The following is an 18,515-nucleotide window of genomic DNA, read 5'->3' as shown; positions in this document are numbered from 1 at the left end:
TTATGCAACAAACGGACTCTTTAATAGAATATGGATCAAGGCGGGTGATCATTACCATCACTGCTATATTTTGCGCCTTGCTTGAAATTGTGGATACCACCATTGTAAATGTGGCGCTCAACGATATGCGTGGTTCACTGGGAGCAACCTTAACAGAAGTGGCCTGGGTTATTACAGCTTATGCTATTGGTAATGTTATCATCGTGCCAATGACAAGCTGGCTTTCTGTACAGTTTGGCCGCCGCAATTATTTTGCTGCTTCTATCATACTTTTTACTGTCTGTTCTTTTTTATGTGGTAATGCTTCCGGAATCTGGGAGCTGGTACTTTTTCGTTTTTTACAGGGCCTTGGCGGAGGAGCTTTGCTGGTAACCTCACAAACAATTATAACTGAAAGTTACCCGCTTGAAAAAAGAAGTATGGCACAGGCCATTTATGGTTTAGGTGTAATTATTGGCCCTACTTTAGGACCGCCTTTAGGTGGTTATATTGTAGACCATGCTTCATGGCCCTATATTTTTTACATCAATATTCCTATTGGCGTAATTGCTACTTTACTCACGTTGCAATTTGTTCGCAGCCCCAAATACGGCGAAAAAAGTACCGGCAGCAATATCGATTGGCTGGGTATTGGTTTACTGGCGCTTACGGTAGGTTCTTTACAATATGTGTTGGAAAAAGGGCAGGATGATGATTGGTTTAACAGCAGTGCTATTTTATACCTGTCAGTGGCGGCTGTTTTAGGATTGTTCTTTTTTATCTGGCGTGAAACGAGTTTTAAAAACCCGATTGTAGAATTAAGGGTATTAAAAAATGGTAACCTCCGGGTGGGTACTATTCTTTCATTTATCATGGGTTTTGGATTGTATGGATCTACTTTTATCATTCCACTATATACACAATCCATACTGGGATGGACAGCCCAGCAGGCCGGTATGCTGATGGTACCCGCTGCATTAACCACCGCCGTAATGATGCCCATCATTGGAAAATTATTACAAAAAGGAGTGCCGCAACAATACCTGGTGGCTGGTGGTATGGTACTGTTTTCCGTCTTTACTTTTTGGGGTTATTTTATTGTAACGCCCGATACAGATTCAGATGCATTTTTTTGGATGCTGATTGTTCGCGGGCTGGGTATGGGTATGTTATTTATTCCAATTACCGCATTATCACTTTCAACATTAAAAGGACAGCAAATAGGCCAGGGTGCTGCATTTACAGGTATGATGCGCCAACTGGGCGGCTCATTCGGTGTGGCATTAATTACCACTTTTATGGCCCGTCAAAATATGGTTCACCGCAGCGACCTGGTAAGCAAACTGGATGTAAACAATCCGGCTGTGCAACAACGGGTACAGGCCCTGCAGCATAACTTTGTCAGCAAAGGATTGAATGCAGATGTAGCACTAAAAAGCAGTTATGCTGCATTGGATCATACGGTAACCAAACAGGCCGCTGTACTTTCTTACATGGATGTATTCTTTTATCTAGGTGTTATGTTTTTAATTTGTGTTCCTTTCGTAATAATGGTAAAAGGCAATAAGATAAAGAAGATGGATTTGGGAGAAGCAATGCACTAACAAGTGATCAGTGATGAGTAATAATTTATAAATTAAAGGCCGAAAACGGGAAGCATTTACTCCACAATCTCCGGCCTTTTAATTTTTTTTATTTTTAATTTTCTATCCGCTTACAATAACACCGCCTCGTGGGTGATATTTGTATTCAATAACTTCGAGATTGGGCAATTGGCTTTTGCATCTGCCACCGCTGCATCAAACTGCTCTTTACTGATACCAGGAATTTTTGCTGAAATAGTTAAATGGGATTCAGTGATTGCACCGGCTGCAGGGTCTAAAGTGATATCGCATTTTGAATTGATTTCATCTGCTGTAAAACCAGCAGCGCCCAATACAAAACTAAGCTTCATGCTAAAGCAGCCTGCATGCGCTGCGGCTACTAATTCTTCCGGGTTAGTACCCACGCCTTCAGCAAAACGTGAATTAAACGAGAATTGGGTTTTATCTAAAGTAGTACTTTGAGTAGTAAGATTACCAGTACCTTCTTTGCCAGTGCCGTTCCATACGGCGGTTGCGTTACGTTTCATTCTTTTGTTTTTTTATTGTTTGGTGAAATATGTTTCGTTAAAACCAACTATAACATTGTCGTTAATTTCTATTACCGGCCTTTTAATAATACTGGTATATTCCAGCATCAATTGTATGGCCGCTTCTTCATTTATAATTTTTTGTTGTGTTGCTGTTTCCAGACTTCGCCAGGTAGTACTTTTTTTATTTAGTAATATTTCATACCCAACTTTTTTACTCCAGTAACCTAGCTTTTCCTTTGTAATACCTGATTTTTTAAAGTCTACAAATTCAACGCCAATATTTTTATTTTTATACCAATCGAGTGTTTTTTTAATGGTATCACAATTGGGTATGCCGTAAACAATTATTTTATTCATATCTAAATTGTACCATTCACGATTTTGTTTCAGGATGGTTTGTTATTTCCAATATTATTTTCGGGGTGTAAACACCGGTAAACGTACTCTGCTGAATTAATAATTAAATTTGTATTACAATTAAAATCTTCCTGTTGTTATCTGTCAATTTCCCTAATTAGGAAATTGTGTCGCCGGCACCGATACTACGCCTGTTGGATGTTTAATAACGTATTCCTTAAAATCCTGCCGGGCTTCCATTCCAATGCCATCGATTATTTGTGTTTTGGTGCGGATACGTACGGGTTTGTCTGTGTAAAACTCTGCTCCGGTGCGGATTCTGTCCCAGTATAATTCATCGCAATAAAGCGTATCTCCTTTTACATTTATCACTCTTACACTGTCTTTTAAAAATACTTTACTCTGGCTTTCTTTATACCGGGCATATTTTGCATCCAGCTTGCTTTCGATACTATCCCGTATACCAAAAAAATCTACATGAATGTTTTTAGGAAACTCAATATAAGGTACTGTATCCTGTACCCGGTACATCAATGGTCCGGTTAAGATGGCTTTTTTTATCCCGGCTACGGAATATTTAATCACCACATTTTTACCTACTTCTACTGCAATATCTTTCTTATTAAAACTGTCAATTTCGCTCTGGGTATTTTCGCAACTGCATAAAAAAAAGCAGCTAGTTAAAACGGCTGCCAAAATAATTTTATATAGCTTTTTACTTTGCATAACATGTAAAGGGTTAATCATACTTATATCTCCTGAACCAAAGATCGCCTAAAGATAACCCAACACAGATTCGTACTGTACTTTCTCTGAGGTTTGATTTATTGTCGCCCCTGCTGCCAATTTCAATGGCCGTATTTAACATCGATGATTGTGTTTCAAAATAACCCCTTCTCAATTTTAAGGGAAACCCTGCACCGAATGTAAAACCATATTCCGGTAAATTGTTATTTACTTTTATATAATCCGGACCGTAATTAAATCCAATACGATAGTGTACAAAATTAAAATATTTACTAACCGGTGTATTATAAGATGCAGGAAAATATTCTACTCCTGCCCTTATTTTCCAGTTATTGGTAACCTGGCCGGGCTGGCCGTAAAAACTATAATCCTGCCATTTGGTAGTTTCATAATCTGCGCCAAAACTCCAGTGGGCTGCACTGTCTCGGTAAGTAAACCCTATTGTATAAGATGCAGGACGTACAATATCGCCCTTTACATTACTTTGGAAAACGCTGTCAATTTTACTATCGGTGCCATTTGCATCAGTTCTTACTGTTTGCACCATAATATCCTGACTACCTTTTAAAGTTTGTTTTAAATTGCCATAAGCACCCAACCTGATCAATGCTTTGCTCTTCAATATTATTTCGTATTGCAGCCCTGCATTAATAAAGCCACCACCATAATTAGTTCTGTTAGACGTGTTGGAAGAATAATAATGTACCGTATCGTTTAAAAAAGTAAGCTTTGTACTGTAATCTTTGTTACCAAAAGCATAGCCTGCATTAAATCCAAGGCTAAGTTTTTTTATGCGTATGCCCAGGCCTCCGGCAACTTCATTTAACCCACCATTGCCTTCATAAAAAGTGGCTAAACTATCTATGCCCGATAAACGTTCGAACCTTGCAATTTTATAATTAATTTTTGAAACTGGTTTCAAACCAAAATCAGCACCTAAAAAAATACCCTTCCGGTTGGCTTTTTTCATTTTTATTGGAAAGCCAAGTTGCACATAAGACATGCTGAGATTATTGGAAGTAAACTTGGTTAAGGGAACGGTGCTATTTAAAGTTCTGCTGTCGATTTCTGCACCAAACTCAAAAATGGTGCTGCGCTGATAATTAGGATTGGTTTTTACAACTGAAGGCTCTACATAGCCAAGATTTCCATAACTGGCAGGATTGATAAAATTGATGCTTTGAAAATCTGAATACCCTGCGGCTATACCGCCCATACCCCTGGTAATAATATTGTGATTGGGGGAAAGATCGCCGAAACCATAACGGGAATAAGGAGAGTTTTCCTGCGCCGCAACAGATGTATAAAAAAGTACGGTTAAAACCAAGCCTGTCAATCTCATCATTATTTGCAGTTATTAACTTCGCTGATAGCGAAAAGTCCTTTGAATAAAAAATTTAAGTCTGCAAATATGCTGTTTTTAAGTTGCCCAGCAAAATAGGCCGAATCGCCCCCGGTTAAAACCACGTTAAAGTTATCATATTTATCCTTATAATAATCGATGAAACCATCAATTTCAAAGGTTATTCCGGCAATTACACCACTTTGAAGATTTGTTTTTGTATCATAGGCAATCACCGGGAAATTCCAGTCTTTTTGCACAATGGGTAAAAAGGCAGTATGGAGGTGCATGGCTTTAAAACGCATTTCCATGCCTGGAGAAATGGATCCGCCAATAAATATATTGCATTGGTTTATAAAGTTGTAGGTGATGCAGCTTCCCAGCCCGATTACCAGGTTATTTTTACCGGGATAATAATGTACAGCAGCAGCAATTAATGCAAGACGGTCAGCACCGATCGTTTCCGGTTTGCCCACTGCAGTTGTAAAATTTATTTTACTACGATGGGATAGTTTGTGAAAATTTGTATTTGTGGCAAGTAATATTTCCACAGCAATATTGTGTTCAATTACTGAAGACAGAATGGTGTTTTGAGGTTGGTACTTCTTCAATAATTTTTCAATAGCCGGTAAGTTATCAGCCGGTAACAAAAACTCTTCTCTAAACACATCGTTTTCAAAAAAGCCACATTTTAGTCTGGTATTGCCAAAATCGAAACAAAGTGTTTTTTTCATTTAATAATTTTTCGCCGTAAAACTACCGGTTAATCCGTTAAAATGAATGTCTTTACAAATATTTGCTGTTGCAAAACCCTGGATGATTTTAAAGTTTAAACCCTTCCAGATTTTTAAAATGCCCGTTCAGTTGTATTCTTTTTTTTAATGTTTCCATTTCTGCAACAATCGGCAAAACCTTTAAGAGGTGTTGTTTTAAATATTCCTGTCGCTGCAGTTCATTAAACAAACCCAGTAATTCGTACTCTTCTTCCAGCGAAAGCCCGGCGTGATGCGCCACATCAAAACTACGCAACTGGTCTTCCGGTTTAGAAAATGTTTTTTTAACTTTTAAAATTGTATGCAACTGACCAATTATTTCAATTACTTTTTGCATTAAAACAGGTTTGTTTTTATCAGAATTTTCGGGATAATTTACAATAGCCCCGCTGTACAATTTACCCGGTACTTCTTTCACCAGTTCTAAAATACGAAACACTTCCACTCCCCTGGTTTTAATATCCATTTCTCCATTATCGTATACTTCCGTTATCTCAACCAGTTCCATCAGGGTTCCTAACTCAGTTATTTTTTCACCAATAACAGATGGTATACCAAATGTTTTTTTGGCTTCCCTGCAATCGTTCATCAGTTGTTTATAGCGTGGCTCAAATATGTGCAAATTGAGTTCTTCGCCGGGATACACAACAATCGACAGGGGAAATATGCTTATAAAATTGGTCATAATGCTCGTTAAATTTTATCCGAAGTTAATAACAAATTATAATCACAAAACCATGCCGCCTTTAAACAACAAGTGCTACAAAAAATTAAATGTTCACCCTGTAATGTAACAATAGGGCAGTGCTTCAAATATTTGGAATTTGATTTTTTTACAATGAATTTTGTTACATGTGGCAACAACAACTGCAGCAAATTCAGCAAGGCGATATAAAAACACTGGCAAGGTGTATTTCTTTGGTAGAAAACGAAGTGGCCGGATATGAACAATTACTACAGCTTTTACCTGCTGCTGCCACGCCTGTAATTGGTATTACAGGCCCGCCCGGTGCAGGCAAAAGCACCCTGGTTGATGCTTTAATTGCCCATATTACCAGCCAGGGGAAAAAAGCAGGCGTTCTTTGTATAGACCCCTCTTCTCCCTTTAATTCAGGCGCTTTATTAGGCGATAGAATCCGGATGAGCGAATGGTATAATAACCCAAACGTTTTCATCCGTTCACTGGCCACAAGGGGCTCACTGGGTGGTTTGCATCCTAAAATTATTGAAATAACCGATTTATTAAAAGCTGCATGCTTTGACTACCTTTTAGTTGAAACAGTTGGAGTAGGGCAAAGTGAAATTGAAATTGCCGGTTTGGCAGATACAACCGTTGTTGTGTTGGTACCAGAATCGGGAGATGAGGTACAAACCATGAAGGCCGGGCTAATGGAGATTGCAGATATTTTTGTTGTAAATAAAGCAGACCGGCCGGATGCGGATATATTTGCTAAAAATCTGCGGCACATGCTGGCTCCTGCATTTAACAGCAAACAAGTACCGGTGCCTGTTATTAAAATTGTTGCGTTACAAAAAAAGGGAATTGATGAATTGTTTAAAGCCATTTTGCAAAATATCAGCCATCAGAAAACGAACGATAAAAAATACTGGCTGCTGACCGAAAAAGCATACTACCTGATTCAGCAAAAAAAAATGGCTGGTATCAGCAAAGCAGTTTTAAAAAACAAGATAGAACTGGCTAGCGTGGGTTTTAATTTATACCGGTTTATACAACAATTCTGAAAGTACCGGATTTCGGATGGCTGATGAGGGGGAATGTATTTACCACAATTAGCTTCACCAGGCATCATACATTTAAAATTATCAATTGCCTTTTCTGTCAGAAATTAAAAAGTAGTCTATAAGGTATTGTTGTTTACATCCGGCATTTCCTCTGCATCCTTGTTGGTTTTATACCAGCGGTAACCGATAAGACCTACTAAGATAAAGGGAGTAAACATTAAATACATAATACCGCTATTTAAGCCCTGGGCAGGACCCTCGCCCAATTGCTGGGCAGTTTTAGTACAAATAGAACATTGTGCATTTACTGTGTGTGTAAAAGCAGTAATCAACAAAAACATAAAAATTAAGGTACACATTTTTTTCATTGCATTGTAAAGATAAAGTATAAATATATTCAAACAATGGCATGTTGATTTTAATCAGATTATCAACTCACAATAATCGTTTGGAGGCTATCTGAAAAAGACATCGTTTCTAATACTGTCTATTATTTCAGGCGTAATAACCGTTGTAGGATGTATTTGTTTGTATTGCTTTAATTTTGCATTCATCTCTTCAATTTTCAACTCATATTCCCTGGCTTCTTTATTTTCCGGCAAAACGCTTGTAGTAAAATGCTTTGCATTTTGAGCAAGCTGATACAATGCAGCCCCTGCAAACATGCTCATAAATAAAAAGAAAACATAGTCGTGTACACCGAATCCGTAAGTATACCAAAACCAACCGCAAAAAAATAAAGGAATCATAAAAATTATTTTTTGCTTAATTGCAACCAGGATAACACCCAGGTAGTAACATACAATTCCAAATAAATAGAATCCATTACCCGACATTGACACCATCAAAGGAATTACGGCCAGGGGAAATAAAATATAGAAAAGTCTTAGAATTTTAAACATTCCCTTCATTATGCAAACAGGTAGGTTATTGAATTTATAAGGACAAATTTACTAATGTTTAGGCAAATCTTTTGTTTAAAAACATGCATAGTGTAAATTACTCCATAGTATAAGACGAATTTTTTACTGTACCAGTATATTCGTTCAATCATTTTCAATGTAAATACAAGCATATGATAGTACTGCCGATGGCTGTCATTTATTATATTTGCGGCCAATGGCACAAAAAAAATTACAACGTTTTACAGATATTAAAAGCTTTGTCAATGTGTTGGAATACCCTGAAAGTATGCCGGGCCAATGGAATATTTTTTTTAAAAACAATCATCCCGTTATATTGGAACTTGCCTGCGGCAGAGGAGAATATACCGTTGGTTTATCCAGGTTATTTCCTGACAAAAATTTTATTGGGGTAGATATAAAAGGCAACCGTATTTATATTGGTGCAAAAAAATGCCTGGATGAAAAATTAACCAATGCCGCATTTTTACGAACCCAAATAGCCATGCTTCCGCAATACTTTGCGCCGGGTGAAGTAAGTGAAATATGGATTACTTTTCCCGACCCTCAATTGCGCACTTCCAAAGCAAAAAAAAGACTGACACATCCACAGTTTTTGCGTTTGTATCAGCAGGTTTTGACAAAGGGAGGCAGCATCCATCTAAAAACGGATTCGCCCGATTTATACCGCTTCACCAAAAGAGTTATTGACTTATGCGGTTTACAATTGGTTGATGATTGTGCAGATGTGGGTGTAAGCAACCCAACAGAAGAGTTAAGAATAAAAACACATTACGAAGCGCTTGACATAGCGCAAAGTAGAAAAATACATTACCTTAAATTTAAGCTGCCTGTTACCATTGCTAACCTGGATGATGAACTACAGGAAGAATTAAAAAACACAGAAAATAATTAATTATTTATGGGTAACATGGTAGAAGGTACGGATTTTTATTACAATGAACAGGGCTATGTTGTGTTTACTGCCGCCTGGCATTTGCAAAGAGGCAGTTGCTGTGGCAACGGCTGCAAACATTGTCCCTTTAATTATATCAATGTACCCAATACCGCCGCAGAAAAAATTATTCCTCCAGATATTGATCGAAATGAGAAAGCATAAAACTTCTTTTGTATCTTTTACAATATGATAAAAAAATCAGCCCCTAAAAATGATCCCCTAAAAGAAACAGCCAAAAGCGCTGTAAAAGAATTCAGTTTTTTTGCAGATGTGTATGATGTGGTGAGGCAAATTCCGAAGGGAAGAGTTACTTCTTATGGAGCAATAGCTGTTTATTTAGGTACAAAACTATCGGCCCGTATGGTAGGCTGGGCAATGAATGCAGCCCATGTTGCCCAACCAAAAATACCTGCACATAGAGTTGTGAACAGAAATGGGCAGCTTACCGGCAAACATCATTTTGGAACACCCACATTGATGGAAGAATTACTAAAGAAAGAAAAGATTGGTGTGAAAGAAGATAAAATCATTGATTTTAAAAAAGTTTTTTGGGAACCTTCAGCAGAACTTGGTTTATAAGCTCCCGCTTACTCATTTATTAAACTTACTTTCGGCTGTTACAAAATTTGAATTTAATATTTACGCTATGGATGAAAAAACTACAATGGGCAAGATCACATTTATCAACCATGATAAAGATTATGCTACCATAGAATACGAACACAACGGAAAGAAAAAAACCATCAGTGGTAATATCAGTGAAAAAGAACAGTTAAAATTAAAGCAAGAGAAAATTATTAGAAAAATACACCAGTTTCATGTGGGGGATGAAGTTAGTTTTATCATTACCTTATCTGCAAGAGGTGATAAAATGATTGCAGATTGCCTGCAGTTTCATTTCAACAATGCATTGGATAACCTCATCAATAAATCATACGTTGAAAATCGTTTTGTAGGTTATCTTAAAAAAGTTGATGAAGATTATTTTGTTAAAGAAACTGGTAGCTATATTTTCTTTCCACTCATTTTATCGCCCTGGGAAAAAAGACCAGGAGAAAATAACTTAAACGAACCGGTATTTTTTAAACTAGAAAATACGGACAAACCCGATAAAGTTACGGCGGCTCTTTTTAGGAGTGAATACATCCCGGAGTATATGTATGCTATGCAATGTTTTAAAAAGAAAACGGTGATGGATGCAGTTGTAAATAAAGTAACGCCACATGGCATTTTTGTAAATGTGGTGGATAAAAAAATACAGGCAAAGATTGCCGAAGACAAAAAAAAGGAGACTAATACTTCGTTACCAACCGTACAAATTGGTGATGTAATAAAGGTGATCATCACTTATTTGGGTACTTCAAAAATTATAGTGCAGGTGGCTTAAACAGGAACTTTGTTAGACAACAATGCGGATTCCACATTTCGCTTTTCTACCACTCCGTATTTTCTTTTAAAATAAAAAGCCGCAATAAAAGTTCCGGCAATACCAATTACGGTAATGATGAGTACTGCATCGGTAAAAAAATTTGTCCATGATAATTTAACGCCGATAAATTCTTTTAAAAACAATACCAGTACGCTTCCCAGGTAACCAAATGCATCGGCTATATACATGATAAAACCAATGTTACTTTTTACTTTGTAGGTTGCTATCATTCTTTCAAAATACAAGGCGTTGAATGGTACATAGCTAAGGTACAATCCGGTACCAATCATCGTCATCCATACCACAGGATTGATATATTTTGCCTGAAATAAAAGTGTTGAAATCAACGCCAATACATACCCAACAATAATGATGAAGTGATTGATCATAAAAGCCCTGATGTTATTTTTTACCAGTATCAGCAAACTCATGCACAGCAGTACTATCAGCGATACATAGGTTTCAGTCTCCGTAAAAATAGCGGCATTGTTTCCGTATCCCATTTCTTTCCATAATTCGTTGGAAAAATTGTCGCGGAAATCTCTTAGAATAGTGAGCAAAACATACGTAAACACAATGATAATAATTCCGGGTAAAAAAGTACGGATAAAAGCTTTTCTTTCTGCACCGGTCATCGGCTTTCTTACACTTCTTAAAAGCACATCTTCCTCGGTTGGTGGTGAAATATGATTGAGCAACCAGGTAAATAAAATCATCGGTATCACAAAAAAAGAACCTGCAATAAAAGGCATCCACATTTCACTCACATGCCAGTTTAACACAATTGACTTACCAACACTTTTTACCACACCTGAAGAAAATATAAAGCTAATTGAAAGAACGGCCCCCATAAACTCTGTAGACTTTCTTCCTTCGAGGAAACTAAATACCAACCCCCAAACCATACCCAAAGGAAACCCGTTTAGAAAAAGAAAAATAATATTATAGGGTGCCGGAGTAACAGCAAACAAAAATAATGCAAGCCACGCAAGCAGTATTAATTTTACGATAGTAATGGCCCGCTTTTCTCCCTTCATGGAAGAAATAAATTTTATACCATAAAATTTACTTAGCATATAACCAACTACCTGTGCAGTTACCAGCCATACTTTATAATCGAACCCAAGAAAACTCAGTCCTGCAAAACCAGCAGCAGCAAAGGGTTTCCTAAAAGCATACATGCAGAAGTAAACACAAAAGGCACTTAAAGCTCCGTAAACTGAAAGTGCCCATGGCGGCAGATTTTTTATTTTATTTTTCAGTAAAACAGAAGTGTACATTCGGTAATTTATTTTTATTTACAATTGAAACAGAGAATCAAATTAAGTTTATTCAGTAATATTTCAATATTATATTCCGGATAACAATGTAGTTTCTAAAATGCCGGTTTACAATTGAACGTTGCATAACATCTCATCACCAGTAAAATTATAAAAAAATTTAGCCGCTCCTTTTTTGCGACCTCGCCATGGCACATTTATCCAGCCATGCATTGCTGAATGGATCTATTTTTCCGAAACGTTCCAGATTGAAATTGGTAAAATCATACGGGTTCGGTTTACCGGCAATCATTTCAGCAAACGCAAGCCCTACACCACCGGCAACAGAAATACCTGCGCCAACGCAGCCCGTTGCGGCAAATAAATTTTTAACACCTGGAACAATGCCCATGCTTAAATAATTGTCTGGCGTATACCCCGAAAATCCGGCGATATAATACTTCAGGCCCGTATCGTATACCATTGGAAAAAAACGGGCGAGCTTATCAATCACTGCCGCAAGATCACCCGTGCCCTTATCATCACTAAAAGAAAATTCGTTAATATTTTGGGGGATATTTGCTGGCGAGGTTGAAAAAGATTTTAATTCCCGGATACCGAAAAGCAGGCTGCCGCTTTCTGGCCGTGCGTAGGCTTGTGCATCTGGCAAAATAACAATAGGGCTGTCAACAGGAAATAGTTTACTTCGCTCCGTGATCCAGTATTGGCTTCTTACCGGTGCCATTGGTAAACCAATACCAACCTCCATAGCAAGTACCGGCGACCATGCGCCTGCCGCAATAACAACTGCCCCCGCATATATATTTCCATCTGAAGTGGCAACACCAACAGCTATATTATCTTCCATCAAAATGTTGGTTACTTCCACTCCCTGCCTTATTTCGGCACCCTGCAGTTTTGCGCAACGGGCAAAGAATGTTCCCAACAGGTAAGGATCACAATAAGACTCCTGTGGCATAAAGCCAAACTTCCATTCATCCTGTGTTTTTAACCAGGGAATTTTAGCTTGTACTTTTTCGGCTTGCAGGTAGGTGGCAGGTTCGCTGAAGGTAGCTGCAATTTTCATCAAACTATCAAGATCTGCAATAGTTGATTCACTGGCGGCAACATGCAATACGCCTACTCTTTTTACATCAAGCGTTTCATTTAATTGCTTTTCCATTTCAGCAATTACCCGGTAGGTTTCCAGGGAAAGCGGGATGAAATCTTTCTTTGCCCTTATTCTTGTAAGCAAGGCTGCGGCATGACTTGTGGCAGCATTACAAATTTCATTACGCTCCAGCAAGATGATTTTTTTACCAGGATTGTTGCGGGTATAATAATAAGCAATGGCGCAACCAAAAATACCACCACCAATCACCACTACATCGGCTTTTTCAGAAGTATTTATGACCATGATATTTTGAAGAATAAATTATCTGAAAAAATATTATTGTAACACTTCCTTTACCGCAGCAACAAGACCTTTAATATCCTCTGGAAAAATCTGGCCAATATTGCCGATGCGAAATGCATCCGCCTTACTGAGTTTACCGGGGTAAATTACATATCCCCTGTCGTTGAGCTGATTGTAAAAATCTTCGAAGTTGAATGGAATATCCGTGGGATATAAAAAGGAGGTAATGATATGGCCCTGAATTTGGGGCCGTAAATATTGTTTAAATCCAAGTGCGGCCATCCCTTCATCCAGTATTTTTTTATTTGTTTTATACCGTTCTTCTCTTGCCTTTACTCCCCCTTCTTCTTCTAGTTCTTTCATTGCCTGGCGAAAAGCCATAATGCTTAATGTTGGAGGCGTAAAACGAAACTGCCCGTTGCTTTCCAACCCGTTCCACTGGTCATATAAATCAAGGCTTAAGCTTCTGCCCTGGCCTTTTGCCTTTTCCAATTCAGTTCGCTTACACAATGCAAACGAGAACCCCGGGATACCCTCAATACATTTATTGGAAGACGAAACCAGAAAGTCAATGTGCATTTGTTTTATATCCATTTCAACACCTCCAAAACTGCTCATGGCATCTACAATAAAAGATTTATTGTGTGCTTTACAAACAGCCCCGATCGCTTCTACCGGATTAAAAAGACCCGTAGTGGTTTCGCTATGGATACAGGCAACATGAGTAACTTCCGGATGCTCATTTAACAATTTTTCTGTTGCTTCCGGTGTAACAATTTCGTCTTCTTCAAAACGCAACACAACGTGATTGATGCGATTAATTTTTGCCATTTTTACGATGCGTTCACCGTAAGCGCCATTCACCAGAATGGCCAATGTATCATTTGTTCCCACCACACTACCCACCACACTCTCTACACCAAAGGTTCCTGAACCCTGCATTATCACGCATTCATAGCCTTCTTCTTTTGAAACACCCGCCAGTTTTAACAGTCCATTTCTGATGTCTTTTACTGCCAGTAAAAATGCATGATCTCTTGATCCCATATCTTCCAGCATAGCTTCCTTTACCGTTTTAGAAGTAGACAGCGGACCCGGTGTAAACAATAGTTTTTGCATGTATAATTTTTTGATAAATGATCTGTAAGAATAAAATAAAATCGATTTTTAGAGCCGTTACTATTGTATAAAACTTACCAGGGCATAGAAAATGTTTTTACAAATGTGAAACATTTCATAGCTTCTATTACCCCTTCTTTTACACCAAGTCCGGAATCTTTTATACCGCCAAAAGGCGAACTCTCAATGCGGTAGCCAGGCACTTCATTGATGTTTACAGTACCCACTTTTAATTCTTTTATAAAACGAATAGCATGCTGCATATTATTAGTAATGATACCACTTGATAAACCGTAAGCGGTAGAATTACTTAATGCAATGGCGTCATCAATATCTTTAAATGCAAGAATGGGAGCAAGTGGACCAAATGATTCCTGCATCACCATATCTGCATTGCGGGGCACGTTTGTAATTACGGTTGGCTCCATCAAAGCACCCGAGCGCCTGCCGCCCAATAATATTTTAGCACCTTGTTCAACTGCCTTGTTTACTACGGTTTCAAGATAGATAGCCGAGGCTTCATCAATAACAGTTCCCACTACCGTTGCCGCATCCGACGGATCACCACAGATATAGCTTTTTGATTTTTGTACAAATTTTTCTGTGAACGCTTCTTTAATTTTTTCATGAACCAGTATTCGCTTTACTGCCGTGCAACGCTGCCCGCTGTTGCGGTAAGATCCTTCAGCAGCAAGATGTACAGCCATATCCATGTCTGCATCTTCCAATATAATTATAGGATCATTTCCACCCAATTCAAGAATCACTTTTTTATATCCAGCCACAGTTGCAATTCTTTTACCCACTGTCACACTTCCTGTAAAAGAGACTATCTCAACTCGTGGATCTTTCACCAATGGTTCAGCAATTTCATTGGTAGGACCCAATAAAGTGCTAAGCATATAATGCGGCAATCCTGCATCGTACAGTAACTCAGTAAACTTAATTGCAGTTAAGGGTGTTTTCTCTGAGGGTTTTAAAATTACCGGTGTACCTACTGCAATGGCGGGTGCAATTTTATGCGCCACCTGGTTAAGCGGGTGATTGAAAGGTGTGATGCATAGCGCCAGTGACAGCGGTTCCCTTGTTGTAAATATTTTGCGTGCCTTTCCTTGTGGCGAAATATCGCAGGAAAAAATCTGTCCATCATCTTTCAAACTTTCCATTGCAGCAAACATCAATACATCGTGTACCCGGCCGGTTTCATAAATGGCTTCCCGGATGGCTAAGCCTGACTCTGCGCTAATTATTTTTGCAAACTCATCCCTGCGTTCAATCAGCAATTGCCTTGCTTTATCAAGAATGCTGAAACGATCGTAACGGGTTAATTTTTGACCGCCTTTTAAAGCAGTTTCTATTGCCTGCTCTGCGTGGGTAGCATTGGCCAGGGCAACTGTTCCTACCAACCGGTTATCGTAAGGACTTCTTACTTCCAATATTTTTTCTGATTCAATTTTATTACCCGCAACATAGCAACCGGTATTTATAATATCCATTATATTATTGTTAGCAGGCGGATTTTGTTTTTCAGTGATTTCACTCATGACTTTAATTTTTTAGTTTGTTCCATTTACAGTAAAATCGAAGATGTCGAAATTGCGGGGATCGCCTGCGGCTTTTATTTTGTAGGCGGTATTTAAAGGATGTGAAATAATCATCGGCACCATCTCTTCATATCGTCCGCCATGAGAACGCAGACTGCCATCGAGTGCAGACAGGTCGTGGTATTGTGGTCTTCTACCCACCACCACATCCCGGCCAGACATTACTACAATATCACCAATTCTATCTTCCGGCTGTTCTAAAACGATTGCAGCCGTTGCTTTGTCATATACTTCTGTAATACCGGGCTGCAGCATTAACCAATTTTTTATTTCAGTCACTTTTGAAGTATCCGGCACATGCACCACCACGTAAGAACCCAGCGCACCATGGTGTTTTACATAGGGATCTGTGATAGGACAAATTACCCTGAAGCCTTCACCAAATTGTGCTTCCAGCATATCTTCTACAAATAAAACATTTGGTGTTCCATCTGCTTTTACTTTGGCATTCATTCCATGATCTGCTGTAGCTCCTACAACAGCACCAAGCGCTATCATTTTACCTATCTCTGCATCCATTGCTTCATAAAAGGCAAGCGACGCTTCGGTTTCAGGCGCATAAGTATGCTGCATATAATCTGTTAAAGACAGGTAAAGAAAATCTGCAATTCCTTTTTCTATCAATGCTACACCCGCACGCAATACAAATAAACTTGCATCGGCACTGTAAATAGCCGGAGTAGGAAAACCAATAACTTCTTCTGCATTTTCAATACCATGTGTTTCCTTTTTTGCAAGGTTGGCTTTTTCGGCAGAGAAGGCAATGCCGGTTAATTTATAAGATAAAATATCCCTTAATTTTTCTTTAGCAGTAACCACGGCAACTTTACGGCCTGCATCAGCGGCAGCTGCCAGTAAGGTTTCAGCACGCAGGTATTCAGATGAGTTCATCATTACTTCCTGGTCGATGGCGGCATTGTAAAAAAAGTTACCGCTTATGCCATGCACAGCGGGTGAAGCACCTGTAACAATGGAAGAATTATTGACATTGGTAAAAGAAGGTAATGCACCCCGTACCATTCCCCTGTAACCATTAACAGTCATGCTTTTCAGGTTGGGCATACGGTCGTGCGCCATTGTAATATCAAGGTATTCATCGGCAGATCCATCAATACAAATCACTACAATTGGTTTGGCGGATGGCTGATAGGTTTTACCATTTACAGAGAATTCATTGGTTGAAATATTCATCGTTAAATTGTTTGTTAAATAAAATGTTTTTTGAAATTTACTTTTCCATTAAAACGCTCTCAGTTAATTATTAAAATAGTTTGCAATTAATGTATTAAAATACTGCAAAGGAAGTAGTGTAACAGTTGCATCTTTTGCCATTTCATCCCATAACCTTACTTTAATAATATCCTGCATAAAAGGATGTAATTTAAATGCGGCTACTTCTTCTTCATTCATTGGGCCTCCCTGCCATATAAGTGTTTGCAAACTGGCTTCTGAAAGCTTTAACCGGTAAGCAGGCTGGGTGGCTACCAGGAATCTTTTGGCATCTACATGCTTTTCTACCGTAGCACATATTCTTTCGGAAAATCCTTTTGCCCTTAAATAATCTGCTCCCAAACCTTCATGGTTTACCACACCAAAAGTTCCCATTGCTTCTGTATTTTGTTCATGACGCAATAAGTGGCCGATATCATGCAAAAAGCCACCTAAAATAAGTTCTGTATCTGCACCTTCCTGTATGGCTTGCATGGCGCATTGTACCATGTGCGATGTTTGCGAAACGGGCTCGCCATCATAATCTTCGTGACCATATTTTTCAAATAAATGCACAATCTCTTTTGCTGTATTTGCTGTTTGTTCTTTTTCCATATCCTTATCTTTTATAAATAGTTTCAATTGGTGGTGCCACCGGATGACTGGCAGTAAAATTTAAATTTAAAAGCCTTGCAAATGTTGCTGCCAGTTGCTTTTGATACAACAGTCCCGAAGTTTTTATTTCTCCCTTTGGTGCTGTATCCGGGCCAATGGCCGCTATCCATATTTGCCCGGCATCTTCAATCTTACTGCCGTGGTGCTGCCAGTTTTCTTTTATTTTATCACCTCTGCCATGATCACAGGTTACAATTAAAGTAGTTTTATTTTTATACCCTGGTGTTAATTGGATATACTTCCACAAATCAGCAATCATGGCATCTTCTGCATGCGCACTTTTTAAATATTGATCATATTCCCCGCCATGTGCAAAATCATCTGTTTCATCAAAAGCGATGTACAAAACTTTTGGCTGATACGCCTTCATATATTCTCTTGCAGCAAAATAAGTAAACACATCTGGCCTTACGCCTATTGGCCTTGTAGTAAGCAATTGCATATCATTAATCAATTGCAGTGAAGCATTTGTAAATTTTAAAGTATCCACATCTGCATTTACAAAAAGCTTATTTTTTTTTGTATTTAAAATGTAAGGAAATACATCCCAGGTAGTAAAGGCTGCAACCTTTCCTTTATAATTTTTTTGTTGATTGATAAACTCCAGAACGTTGGTATTTTTATTCCATATCTTATCATTGCTATTTACCAATGTGTCCGGATAACCGGTAAAAATTTCGTTGTAGCCCGGGTAAGAAAAATAGTACGGGTTGGCATTATTTACTTTATTATCAAATATCCTGTTACCATATAACTGCCCTTTTGTGGCGATGGTATTCCATAAAAAAGGAAAAAGTTTTTTACGTCTTTCGCCTGCATCTTTCATCCAAAAATTTCCACTTGTTCCACTACTGTCTTTTGTAAATCT

At 38.4% G+C, this 18,515-nt stretch carries 21 protein-coding genes; 6 read left to right on the top strand and 15 right to left on the bottom strand.

The window, feature by feature from the left end; translation table 11 throughout:
• The first annotated feature begins 2 nt into the window (after positions 1 to 2).
• On the top strand, positions 3 to 1,583 hold the full coding sequence (locus H7254_RS17805) for a DHA2 family efflux MFS transporter permease subunit (protein WP_301934252.1): 1,581 nt from the start codon (positions 3 to 5) through the stop codon (positions 1,581 to 1,583).
• A gap of 110 nt (positions 1,584 to 1,693) precedes the next feature.
• On the opposite strand, the gene H7254_RS17800 is transcribed toward H7254_RS17805, so the two are convergent.
• From H7254_RS17800 to H7254_RS17775, 6 genes are all read right to left on the bottom strand, one after another.
• Positions 1,694 to 2,110, bottom strand: a complete 417-nt coding sequence (locus H7254_RS17800) for an OsmC family protein (RefSeq protein ID WP_301922073.1) — start codon at positions 2,108 to 2,110, stop codon at positions 1,694 to 1,696.
• A gap of 12 nt (positions 2,111 to 2,122) precedes the next feature.
• A complete protein-coding gene (locus tag H7254_RS17795) occupies positions 2,123 to 2,470 on the bottom strand; it encodes a Spx/MgsR family RNA polymerase-binding regulatory protein (protein ID WP_301922072.1) in 348 nt (115 codons plus the stop codon).
• 153 nt (positions 2,471 to 2,623) lie between these two features.
• Positions 2,624 to 3,196 (bottom strand): LPS export ABC transporter periplasmic protein LptC, encoded by a 573-nt coding sequence (gene lptC, locus H7254_RS17790; protein ID WP_301934251.1) that lies wholly within the window; start codon positions 3,194 to 3,196, stop codon positions 2,624 to 2,626.
• 13 nt (positions 3,197 to 3,209) lie between these two features.
• Entirely contained in the window at positions 3,210 to 4,562 is a 1,353-nt protein-coding gene (locus H7254_RS17785; RefSeq protein WP_301934250.1) for a hypothetical protein, read from the bottom strand.
• Positions 4,562 to 5,293 (bottom strand): type III pantothenate kinase, encoded by a 732-nt coding sequence (locus H7254_RS17780; protein ID WP_301934249.1) that lies wholly within the window; start codon positions 5,291 to 5,293, stop codon positions 4,562 to 4,564. The genes H7254_RS17785 and H7254_RS17780 overlap by 1 nt, the downstream gene beginning before the upstream one ends.
• A gap of 88 nt (positions 5,294 to 5,381) precedes the next feature.
• A complete protein-coding gene (locus tag H7254_RS17775) occupies positions 5,382 to 6,017 on the bottom strand; it encodes an LON peptidase substrate-binding domain-containing protein (RefSeq protein ID WP_301934248.1) in 636 nt (211 codons plus the stop codon).
• Positions 6,018 to 6,184: 167 nt separating this feature from the next.
• Here H7254_RS17775 and meaB point away from each other — a divergent pair, with 167 nt between their 5' ends.
• Positions 6,185 to 7,075, top strand: coding sequence for a methylmalonyl Co-A mutase-associated GTPase MeaB (meaB, locus tag H7254_RS17770; RefSeq protein ID WP_301934247.1), 891 nt, complete (start codon positions 6,185 to 6,187; stop codon positions 7,073 to 7,075).
• A gap of 116 nt (positions 7,076 to 7,191) precedes the next feature.
• On the opposite strand, the gene H7254_RS17765 is transcribed toward meaB, so the two are convergent.
• Both H7254_RS17765 and H7254_RS17760 read right to left on the bottom strand, forming a co-directional pair.
• Positions 7,192 to 7,434: a hypothetical protein gene (locus H7254_RS17765; RefSeq protein ID WP_301934246.1), complete on the bottom strand. Its 243-nt coding sequence runs from the start codon at positions 7,432 to 7,434 to the stop codon at positions 7,192 to 7,194.
• Positions 7,435 to 7,530: 96 nt separating this feature from the next.
• Positions 7,531 to 7,977: a hypothetical protein gene (locus tag H7254_RS17760; RefSeq protein ID WP_301934245.1), complete on the bottom strand. Its 447-nt coding sequence runs from the start codon at positions 7,975 to 7,977 to the stop codon at positions 7,531 to 7,533.
• A gap of 217 nt (positions 7,978 to 8,194) precedes the next feature.
• On the opposite strand from H7254_RS17760, the gene trmB reads away from it, so the two are divergent.
• The 4 genes from trmB to H7254_RS17740 all read left to right on the top strand — a co-directional run bounded on the left by trmB (position 8,195) and on the right by H7254_RS17740 (position 10,322).
• Positions 8,195 to 8,893: a tRNA (guanosine(46)-N7)-methyltransferase TrmB gene (gene trmB, locus H7254_RS17755; protein ID WP_301934244.1), complete on the top strand. Its 699-nt coding sequence runs from the start codon at positions 8,195 to 8,197 to the stop codon at positions 8,891 to 8,893.
• Positions 8,894 to 8,899: 6 nt separating this feature from the next.
• Positions 8,900 to 9,097, top strand: a complete 198-nt coding sequence (locus H7254_RS17750; protein ID WP_301922063.1) for a DUF5522 domain-containing protein — start codon at positions 8,900 to 8,902, stop codon at positions 9,095 to 9,097.
• 24 nt (positions 9,098 to 9,121) lie between these two features.
• Positions 9,122 to 9,514, top strand: coding sequence for an MGMT family protein (locus H7254_RS17745; protein ID WP_301934243.1), 393 nt, complete (start codon positions 9,122 to 9,124; stop codon positions 9,512 to 9,514).
• 67 nt (positions 9,515 to 9,581) lie between these two features.
• Positions 9,582 to 10,322, top strand: a complete 741-nt coding sequence (locus tag H7254_RS17740; RefSeq protein ID WP_301934242.1) for a hypothetical protein — start codon at positions 9,582 to 9,584, stop codon at positions 10,320 to 10,322.
• On the opposite strand, the gene H7254_RS17735 is transcribed toward H7254_RS17740, so the two are convergent.
• The 7 genes from H7254_RS17735 to H7254_RS17705 form a co-directional block, all read right to left on the bottom strand.
• A complete protein-coding gene (locus H7254_RS17735; protein WP_301934241.1) occupies positions 10,319 to 11,644 on the bottom strand; it encodes a DUF5690 family protein in 1,326 nt (441 codons plus the stop codon). The two genes, H7254_RS17740 and H7254_RS17735, sit on opposite strands and share 4 nt — an antisense overlap.
• A 160-nt stretch (positions 11,645 to 11,804) precedes the next feature.
• Complete coding sequence (locus H7254_RS17730) at positions 11,805 to 13,040, bottom strand: FAD-binding oxidoreductase (RefSeq protein ID WP_301934240.1); 1,236 nt, start codon at positions 13,038 to 13,040, stop codon at positions 11,805 to 11,807.
• Between the two features lie 33 nt (positions 13,041 to 13,073).
• Positions 13,074 to 14,159 carry a 2-aminoethylphosphonate--pyruvate transaminase gene (locus tag H7254_RS17725; protein WP_301934239.1) on the bottom strand — a complete coding sequence of 362 codons (1,086 nt, stop codon included), beginning with the start codon at positions 14,157 to 14,159 and terminating at the stop codon, positions 13,074 to 13,076.
• A 74-nt stretch (positions 14,160 to 14,233) separates the two neighbouring features.
• Complete coding sequence (gene phnY / locus H7254_RS17720) at positions 14,234 to 15,703, bottom strand: phosphonoacetaldehyde dehydrogenase (RefSeq protein ID WP_301934238.1); 1,470 nt, start codon at positions 15,701 to 15,703, stop codon at positions 14,234 to 14,236.
• A gap of 12 nt (positions 15,704 to 15,715) precedes the next feature.
• Positions 15,716 to 16,954, bottom strand: a complete 1,239-nt coding sequence (gene phnA, locus H7254_RS17715; protein ID WP_301922056.1) for a phosphonoacetate hydrolase — start codon at positions 16,952 to 16,954, stop codon at positions 15,716 to 15,718.
• 63 nt (positions 16,955 to 17,017) lie between these two features.
• Positions 17,018 to 17,587, bottom strand: a complete 570-nt coding sequence (locus H7254_RS17710; RefSeq protein WP_301934237.1) for an HD domain-containing protein — start codon at positions 17,585 to 17,587, stop codon at positions 17,018 to 17,020.
• A gap of 4 nt (positions 17,588 to 17,591) precedes the next feature.
• On the bottom strand, positions 17,592 to 18,515 hold a 924-nt coding region (locus tag H7254_RS17705), incomplete at its 5' end, for an alkaline phosphatase family protein (protein ID WP_301934236.1).

The sequence above is a fragment of the Ferruginibacter sp. genome (genome assembly GCF_014377975.1).
Classification (GTDB): Bacteria; Bacteroidota; Bacteroidia; order Chitinophagales; family Chitinophagaceae; genus Ferruginibacter.
Note: the sequence above shows the minus strand (reverse complement) of the source record. Positions and strands in the feature narration are given on the sequence as shown.